Origin of the sequence: Kineococcus terrestris (genome assembly GCF_041020755.1) — a bacterium.
Classification (GTDB): Bacteria; Actinomycetota; Actinomycetes; order Actinomycetales; family Kineococcaceae; genus Kineococcus; species Kineococcus terrestris.
Genome location: NZ_JBEUEI010000062.1, coordinates 1 through 8,050, shown reverse-complemented (window position 1 = coordinate 8,050; position 8,050 = coordinate 1). Strand labels below are relative to the sequence as shown.

The 8,050-nt window shown below is 75.0% G+C and carries 7 protein-coding genes; 5 read left to right on the top strand and 2 right to left on the bottom strand.

Going from position 1 to position 8,050, the window contains the following annotated elements; genetic code table 11:
* Positions 1-98 precede the first annotated feature (98 nt).
* Positions 99-1,058, bottom strand: a complete 960-nt coding sequence (pip, locus tag AB8M62_RS19890; protein ID WP_369070658.1) for a prolyl aminopeptidase — start codon at positions 1,056-1,058, stop codon at positions 99-101.
* A gap of 110 nt (positions 1,059-1,168) precedes the next feature.
* Positions 1,169-2,164: a LacI family DNA-binding transcriptional regulator gene (locus tag AB8M62_RS19885; RefSeq protein ID WP_369070657.1), complete on the bottom strand. Its 996-nt coding sequence runs from the start codon at positions 2,162-2,164 to the stop codon at positions 1,169-1,171.
* 144 nt (positions 2,165-2,308) lie between these two features.
* Here AB8M62_RS19885 and AB8M62_RS19880 point away from each other — a divergent pair, with 144 nt between their 5' ends.
* Genes AB8M62_RS19880 through AB8M62_RS19860 form a run of 5 tightly spaced genes read left to right on the top strand, consistent with a single transcriptional unit; the run spans position 2,309 to position 7,787 of the window.
* Positions 2,309-4,243, top strand: a complete 1,935-nt coding sequence (locus AB8M62_RS19880) for a glycoside hydrolase family 127 protein (RefSeq protein WP_369070656.1) — start codon at positions 2,309-2,311, stop codon at positions 4,241-4,243.
* A 24-nt stretch (positions 4,244-4,267) separates the two neighbouring features.
* A complete protein-coding gene (locus tag AB8M62_RS19875; protein ID WP_369070655.1) occupies positions 4,268-5,584 on the top strand; it encodes an ABC transporter substrate-binding protein in 1,317 nt (438 codons plus the stop codon).
* Positions 5,581-6,528, top strand: coding sequence for a carbohydrate ABC transporter permease (locus tag AB8M62_RS19870; RefSeq protein ID WP_369070654.1), 948 nt, complete (start codon positions 5,581-5,583; stop codon positions 6,526-6,528). The genes AB8M62_RS19875 and AB8M62_RS19870 overlap by 4 nt, the downstream gene beginning before the upstream one ends.
* Before the next feature lie 10 nt (positions 6,529-6,538).
* Positions 6,539-7,480, top strand: a complete 942-nt coding sequence (locus AB8M62_RS19865) for a carbohydrate ABC transporter permease (protein WP_369070653.1) — start codon at positions 6,539-6,541, stop codon at positions 7,478-7,480.
* Between the two features lie 28 nt (positions 7,481-7,508).
* Positions 7,509-7,787 (top strand): YciI family protein, encoded by a 279-nt coding sequence (locus AB8M62_RS19860; RefSeq protein ID WP_369070652.1) that lies wholly within the window; start codon positions 7,509-7,511, stop codon positions 7,785-7,787.
* Positions 7,788-8,050: the final 263 nt, after the last annotated feature.

Here is an 8,050-nt window from a genome sequence, read left to right as displayed (position 1 = left end):
GGTGGCGCGCGCGGCGGGGCCGTCCCCCTCACCCACCGTGATCATGGATGGGTGAGCGTTCACCCACCCATGATCACGGGCAGGAGGGGGTGGTGCTGTCAGCTCTCGGCGAAGCGGTCGGTGGCCGCGACCAGCGGCGCCGTGAAGGCGTCGCCGCCGTGGCCGGCGTCCACGACGACGAGGTCGCTGCCGGGCCAGGCGCGGTGCAGCCGCCACGCCGTCTCCAGCGGGCTGGACACGTCGTGGCGGCCGTGGACGAGGACGCCGGGGACCCCGGCCAGCCGGTGCGCCCCGGCGACGAGGTCCCCGTCCGGAGCGACGTCGTCGAGGAACCCGGCGTGCGCCCAGAACCGGGTGACCAGCCGCGCGAAGCCGAGGCGGAACCGCGGGTCGGCGAACCGGCGCGACGGCCGGTGCCCCGGCGCCAGGGACACGTGCGCGTCCTCCCACGCGCACCAGGCCGCCGCGGCCGGGCCGTGCACGGCCGGGTCGGGGGAGGCGAGCAGCCTCGCGTACGCGGCGGCCGGGTCGCCGTCGCGCTCGGCGGCCGGTACCGCGGCGCGGAACGCTTCGTGCTCGCGCGGGAAGACCCGCCCGACGTCGCGGGTCAGCCACTCGACCTCCCGCCGGCTCGTCGTCGCCACCGCGAACAGCACGAGCCCGCGCACCCGCTCGGGCCGGGTCTGGGCGTGGGCGAGCGCGAGGGTCGAGCCCCACGACCCGCCGAGGACGAGCCAGCGCTCGACGCGCAGGTGCTCGCGCAGCCGGTCCAGGTCGGCCAGCAGGTGCGGGGTGGTCACGGTGGCCGGGTCCCAGACCGGATCGGCGGCCGAGGGGGTGCTGCGCCCGCAGCCGCGCTGGTCGTGCTGGACGATCCGGTAGCGGTCCGGGTCGAGGAACCGCCGCCACGCCGGGTCGGCACCGCTGCCCGGCCCGCCGTGCAGGAGCACCGCCGGCACCCCGTCGGGGCGGCCGCTGACCGTCCACGCCAGGCGGTGCCCGTCGCCGACGTCGAGCATCCCGCCGTCGTGCGGTTCACCGACCGGGTAGCCGTCCACGTCCACCACGCTGCCAGGGCCACCGACCCCGCACACCTCGCCACCACCCCGCCGTGATCATGGACGGTGAGCGCTCGACCTTCCGTGATCACGGAGGGTGGGGCGGGGCCTCAGACGCCGACGGTGGACTCCCGCACCACGAGCCGGGTCGGCGTCGTGGTCGTGCCGCGGACGGGGTGGCCGGCGACGGCGTCCAGCAGCAGCTCGCCGGCGCGGCGGCCCAGGGCCTCCAGGCCGAGGGCGACGGTGGTCAGCGGCGGTCGCGAGGCCAGGGCGATGACGTCCCAGTCGTCGAAACCGGTGACGGCCACGTCCTCGGGCACGCGGCGGCCGGCGTCGCGCAGGCCGTCGCAGACCCCGCGGGCGATCTGGTCGCTGCCGCAGGTGACCGCGTCGACGTCGGGGTGGCGGCGCAGCAGCAGCTCGGCGGCCAGCCGCCCCCAGCGCTCGGACCAGTCGCCGTGCAGCGGCGGGGCCACCAGCGCGTCACCGGCCTCGGCGGCGGCGGCGCTCGCGCGCACCCGGGCGGCGTGGTGGTCGGCGGGCCCGGTGACGTGGGCGACGCGGGTGCGGCCGAGGTCCAGGACGTGCCGCACGGCGGCGGCGGCCCCGCCGGCCTGGTCGACGACGAGGGAGCAGTCCTCGTCCGACTGCGAGGGCGTGAAGGCGTAGACGACGGGGACGGGGGCGGGCAGCGGCGGGCGCGGCTCGGTGCGCCGGCCGGTGACGATGATCCCGTCGACGCGGCGGGCCAGGAGCGTGCGCAGGTAGTGCTGCTCGCGCAGCGGGTCGTCGCGGCTGTCGCACAGCAGGACGACCATCTCCCCGGCGCCCAGGGCGTTCTCGGCGCCGAGCATGACGGGGATGGAGAAGCGCCCGAAGCTGTCGGTGGTGATGAGCCCGACGGTGTAGGTGCGCCCGGAGGACAGGCCGCGGCCGACGGCGTCGGGCGTGAAGCCCAGCTGCTCGGCGGCGCGGCGCACCCGCTCGCGCGTCTCGGCGCGCAGCTGCCCGGTGCCGTTGAGGGCCTTGGAGGCCGTGCCGGCGGACACCCCGGCCAGCGCGGCCACGTCCACGATCCGTGCCGGAACGAGATTTTCCGTCACGTCCACCCCCTCGTCGCCCGCGGAAGGGCAGGAGCATAACCGGCTAGCAGCCTCGGGCGGCGTCTTGACGGGTCCAGGAGGGCGGCCCTACGGTCACCGCAGAAAACGTGTTCCGCATGTTTCCGACGACTCGAGGGAGAGCTCGTGACGACCACCCCGACGGCCGGTGCGGCGATCAACGCCCCCGCCGCCCCCACCCCCGGCGCCGCCGTGGCGCTGCGGCCCGTGCCCACCGGCGCCGCGCGCATCACCGGCGGGTTCTGGTCCGCCCGGCAGGCGGCGAACCGCCGCCAGGCCCTGCGCACCGGCTACGAGAAGCTGGAGAGCGCCGGCAACCTGCGCAACCTGCGCATCGCCGCGGGGACGGAGACCGGGGACGTCCGCGGCCCGATCTTCATGGACTCCGACGTCTACAAGTGGCTGGAGGCCGCCGGCTGGGAGCACGGCCGCGAGGCCGACGCCGAGCTGCTCGGCTGGATCCGCGAGGTCACCGCCACGGTGGCCGCCGCGCAGGCCGCCGACGGCTACCTGGACTCCGTGCAGCAGGTGCGCGGTGGCGGCGAGCGCTACACCGACCTGCCGTGGAGCCACGAGCACTACTGCGCAGGCCACCTGTTCCAGGCCGCCGTCGCCGTCGTGCGCGGCACGGGCGACACCGGGCTGCTCGACGTCGCGGTGAAGCTCGCCGACCACCTCGTCGCCACCTTCGGGCCGGGCAAGGTCGAGGACGTCGACGGCCACCCCGTCGTGGAGATGGCGCTGGTCGAGCTGTACCGGGAGACGGGGACCCGCGAGTACCTGGACCTGGCGCGCTGGTTCGTCGACGCCCGCGGCCACGGCATCACCGAGCGCCACGGCAAGCAGCCCACGTACTTCTCCGACCGGGTGCCCGTGCGCGAGCAGACCACCGTCGAGGGGCACTCGGTGCGCGCCGTCTACCTGACGGCCGGTGCCGCCGACGTGGCCGCCGAGACCGGCGACGCGGAGCTGCTGGCGGCGCTGGTGCGCCAGTGGGAGGGCATGGTCTCCACCAAGACGTACGTGACCGGCGGCATCGGCGCCCGCTGGGACATGGAGCAGTTCGGCGACCACCACGAGCTGGGCCCCGACCGCGCCTACGCCGAGACGTGCGCGGCGATCGGCAGCGTGCAGTGGAGCTGGCGCATGCTGCTGGCCACGGGCGAGTCCCGCTACGCCGACCTCGTCGAGCGCACCCTCTACAACGCGTTCCTGCCGGGCGTCTCGCTGCGCGGGACCGAGTACTTCTACGTCAACGCCCTGCAGCTGCGCGACGGCGCCCACCCGGACGAGGAGCGCAGCGTCGCCCACGGCCGCCGCCCCTGGTTCGACTGCGCCTGCTGCCCGCCGAACATCATGCGGACCCTGTCCAGCCTGGACGCCTACGTCGCCACGACGTCCGCGGACGGCGTGCAGCTGCACCAGTACGCCACCGGCACGGTGCGCGGGGCCGACGGCGCCGAGCTGGCCGTCACCACCGACTACCCGTGGGACGGGACCGTGCGCGTCGAGGTGACCGCCCCGGGGACGGGGGAGTGGGAGCTGGCCCTGCGCGTGCCGGCCTGGGCCACCGGTGCCCGCGCCGTCGTCGCGGGGCGGCCGGTGGACGCCGAACCGGGCGACTACCTGCGCGTGCGCCGGGCGTGGAGCGCCGGGGACGTCGTCGAGCTGGTGCTGCCGCTGGAGGTCCGCCCGGTCGAGGCCGACCCGCGCGTGGACGCCGTGCGCGGCTGCGTCGCGCTCGAGCGCGGCCCGCTCGTCTACTGCGTCGAGCAGCCGGACCTGCCCGAGGGCCTCGTCGCCGACGACGTGCGCGTCCACGTCGCCGAGCTGCGCACCGCCCGCGCCGAGCACCGCGCGGACCTGCTGGAGGGCGTCACGACGCTGACGTTCCCCGCGCGCCGCGCCGCCGCGGCGGCCACCGGGCCGCTGTACCGGCCGGCCTCCGACGAGCCGGCGCCCGCGTCGCTGCCGGAGGTCGTCGAGGTCACGGCCGTCCCCTACTACGCCTGGGCCAACCGCGAGCTGGGCCCCCTGCGGGTCTGGCTGCCGCGGGCCTGAGCCGGGCAGGACCGGAGGAGAGCGATGGAGCTCCACCGCAGGAACGTGCTGGGCCTGGGAGGGCTCGCGGCGCTGAGCGCGCTGCTGCCCTCCTGCGCCTCCTCCCTGCCCGAGGCCGACGTCGGCGCCACCGGCTTCGGGCAGGACGGGGAGGGCGTCGTGCGGCTGTGGTGCCGGGCGGCGACCGTCACCGGCGTGCGGCAGACCGTCGACGCGTTCAACGCCTCGCAGGACCGCATCACCGTCGAGGTCACCCCCGTCCTGGACGGCCAGTACGTCACCAAGCTGGCCACCGCGATCCGCGGCGGCAACGTGCCCGACGTCGTGGACATCGACGACATCAACTCGATGCTGTTCATCTACCGCGACGCGTTCACCGACCTCACCCCCCTGGTGCGGCAGCTGGACTTCGCCGACGCGCTGAACCCCGGCCAGCTCGGGCTGGCCACCCGCGACGACCGCCACTACGGCGTGCCGTACATCGCGGACAACTCCGCGCTCTTCTACAACACCGAGCTGCTGGAGCGCGCCGGGTTCAGCGACCCGGCCGAGGTGACCGCCGACTTCGACGGGATCCTCGAGGCGGCCCGGGCCGTCGGCGCCCTCGGCGACGGCACCTACGGCTGGACGATCGAGGGGAACTCCGCCGGCATCCTCGGGTTCGTCGTCCAGCCGCACGTGTGGGCCTCCGGGGACCGCACGGTCGTCGGGGACGTCGGCGACCAGCGCGCCGCGGTCGCGGACAGCCCCTCGGTCCGCAGCACCTTCGAGCTGTACCGGACGATGTGGGAGGAGGGGCTGATGCCCCGCGCGAACTTCTCCGGGGACGGCGCCCGCTGGGGCGCCGACTTCCGCGACGGCACCGTCGGGATGTTCCCCGGCAACTACTCCCTCGCCGTGCTGAACGCCGACGAGGAGATGCGCGCCAAGACGGGCGTCGTGCTGCTGCCCGGCCCCGACGGCGGGCGGGCCACCTTCGCCGGCGGCGACAACCTGTGCCTGCCGCGCGGCGGGGCGAACCCGTCCGCGGCGTGGGAGTTCGTCAGGTTCGCCCTCGACCTGCCGCAGCAGGTCGACCTGCCCGACGGCGGCTACCTGCCGGTGCGCTCGGACGCCGCCACCGAGGAGTACCGCGAGCGGCACCCGCTGGCCGTCGCGCCGCTGGAGGGCATCCAGGACGCCTACGCGCCGACGACGCTCGCCTACAACCTGCTGTTCAACCAGCCGGACTCCCCGTGGATCGCCGCCTTCCGGCAGGCCGTCTTCGACGGTGACGTGGACGGCGGGATCGAGACCGGCCAGGCGGGCTTCACCCGCGTCCTCGAGCAGGCGCAGCTGTGAGCGGCGTCGCGGGCCTGGGCACCGACCGCGCCGCGGCCACCGGTGCGCTGCAGGCCGTCCGCCACCGCCCGCCGAGGTCCCTGACGCACCCGCCGCACCAGGGGGTGCTGCTGGTCGCGCCCGCGCTGGCGTTCGTCGTCGTCTTCGTCCTGGCGCCGCTGGCGTTCGCGGTCTACATGTCGATGACGGACTGGCCGCTCATCGGCTCCTACGAGTTCACCGGCCTGAGCAACTACCTGGGCGTCGCGCAGGACCCCGTGTTCTGGCGCTCCGTCGGGTACACCGTCCTCTACACGGCGATCGTCACCCTGCCGATCCTCGTGCTCGGCTACGTCCTCGCGGTCGTCGTGCGCTCCAACCGGCGCGGGTCGACGCTGTTCCGCACGATCTTCTTCCTGCCCTACGTCATCGGCCTGACGACGCTGAGCTTCCTGCTCGTCCTGGAGGCGCAGCCGGACTCCGGCGCGGTCAACGTGGTGCTGCGGTGGCTGGGGATCACCGACGGGTCGACGGCCTGGCTGGCCGACGGCCGGCTGGCCACCGGGCTCATCTGCGTGATGATCGTGTGGGGCGTGTCCGGGCTGACGATGGTGCTGCTCATGGGCGGCATGCAGGGCGTGCCGCGCGAGGTGCACGAGTCCGCCGAGATCGACGGGGCGACCTGGTGGCAGCGCGAGCGCTCCATCACGATCCCGATGATCCGCCGGACCATCGCCATGAGCCTGGTCATCTCGGTCATCGGCTCGCTGCTGGCCTTCACGCAGTTCTACGTCCTCACCCGCGGCGGGCCGGGCACCGAGACCCAGACCGTCGTCATGTACATCTACCAGCGAGGTTTCGTCCAGCTGCAGCTCGGCGCGGCGTCCGCCCTGTCGATCGTGCTGGTGGTCGTCGTCGGCCTCGTCACCGCCGCGCAGTTCCGCCTGCTGCGCGAGAAGGACTGAGGAGACGCCCGTGTCCACCACCGCTCCCAGCACGCCCACCGCGGCCCGGCCCGCCCCGCGCCCGGCGAGGTCCCCCCGCGGCGGCTCCCCGGGCCCGTCCTCCACGGGCCGGGCGGAGAGCCGCACCAAGCTCGTCCTGTACGTCGTCGGCGGGACCCTGGCCTCGCTGGTGTTCCTCGTCCCGCTCGTCTGGTCGGTCCTGCGCTCCTTCCAGCCCAACGACGTCATCGTCTCCGCCTCCCCGACGTGGCAGCAGGTGTTCCAGCTCTCGCTGGACAACTTCCGGGCCCTGTTCGCCGGCGACGCGCAGATCGCGCGGGCGGTGGGCAACAGCCTCGTGGTGTCGATCAGCACGGCGGTGCTCACCGCGGTGCTCGCGACGCTCGCCGGCTACGGGTTCGGCCGCTTCCGCTTCCGCGGCCGGAACTGGCTGTTCGGGCTCGTCGTGGTGACGATGATGGTCCCGTTCCAGGCGATCATCACGCCGCTGTACCTGCAGATGAACGCGATGGGGCTGACCGACTCGCGGCTGGGCCTGGTGCTCTTCTACTCCACGGTGAACCTGCCGTTCGGCGTGTTCGTCATGCGCAACGCGTTCGAGACGATCCCCGACGAGATCGAGGACTCCGCGCGCGTCGACGGCGCGGGCACGTTCCGCTCCCTGGTGTCCGTGCTGCGGCCGCTGCTGCTGCCGGGCATCGCCACCAGCGCGCTGTACGCGTTCCTGGCCAGCTGGACGGAGTTCCTCGGGGCCCTGACGTTCCTCACCGACGACCGGCTCTACACGCTGCCGCTGTCGCTGGTGAACCTGCAGTCCGGCGCCTACGGGGCGGTGGACTTCGGCTACCTCGTGGCCGGTGCCGTCATCGCCATGGTGCCGTGCGTGGTGCTGTACGTGGCGCTGCAGCGGTTCTACGTCGCCGGCCTCGCCTCGGGCGCCGTCAAGGGCTGAGGGCGCGGGCCTCGGGTAGCGTCCCGGCATGCCGTACTTCGTGGCCACCTACCGCTACACGCCCGACACCGCGCTGCGCGACCGCGTGCGCCCGACCCACCGCGAGTGGCTGTCGGGGCTCGGGGACACCCTGGTCCTCTCGGGCCCGACGGACGCCGAGGGCGCGTTCCTCGTCTTCGAGGCCGAGGACGCCGCCACCGTCGAGCGCACCGTCGCCCAGGACCCGTTCACCACTGAGGGCGTGATCGCCGAGAGCACCGTCGTCGGCTGGACGCCGGTCAAGGGGCGTCTGGTCGGGCAGCTCTGAGGACCCCTCACCGCGCCCCGGCCCCGCCGGGCGCCGCCGTCGTGCGGCGCACGACGAGCCGGGGCGCGACCACGTCCTCGCCCGGCGGCTGGCCCGCGTCCTCGGCCCGGGCCAGGGCCCGCGAGACGGCGTGGTGGGGGGGGGGGGGGGGGGGGGGGGGGCCGGGGGGGGGGGGGGGGGGGGGGGGGGGGGGGGGGGGGGGGGGGGGGGTGGGGGGGGGGGGGGGGGGGCGGGGGGGGGGGGGGGGGGGGGTGGGGGGGGGG

What these genes read in the sequence shown, in the direction of transcription:
- AB8M62_RS19875 (WP_369070655.1), top strand. Translation starts at nt 4,268, where the DNA reads ATGGAGCTCCACCGCAGGAACGTGCTGGGCCTGGGAGGGCTCGCGGCG.
- AB8M62_RS19860 (WP_369070652.1), top strand. Translation starts at nt 7,509, where the DNA reads ATGCCGTACTTCGTGGCCACCTACCGCTACACGCCCGACACCGCGCTG.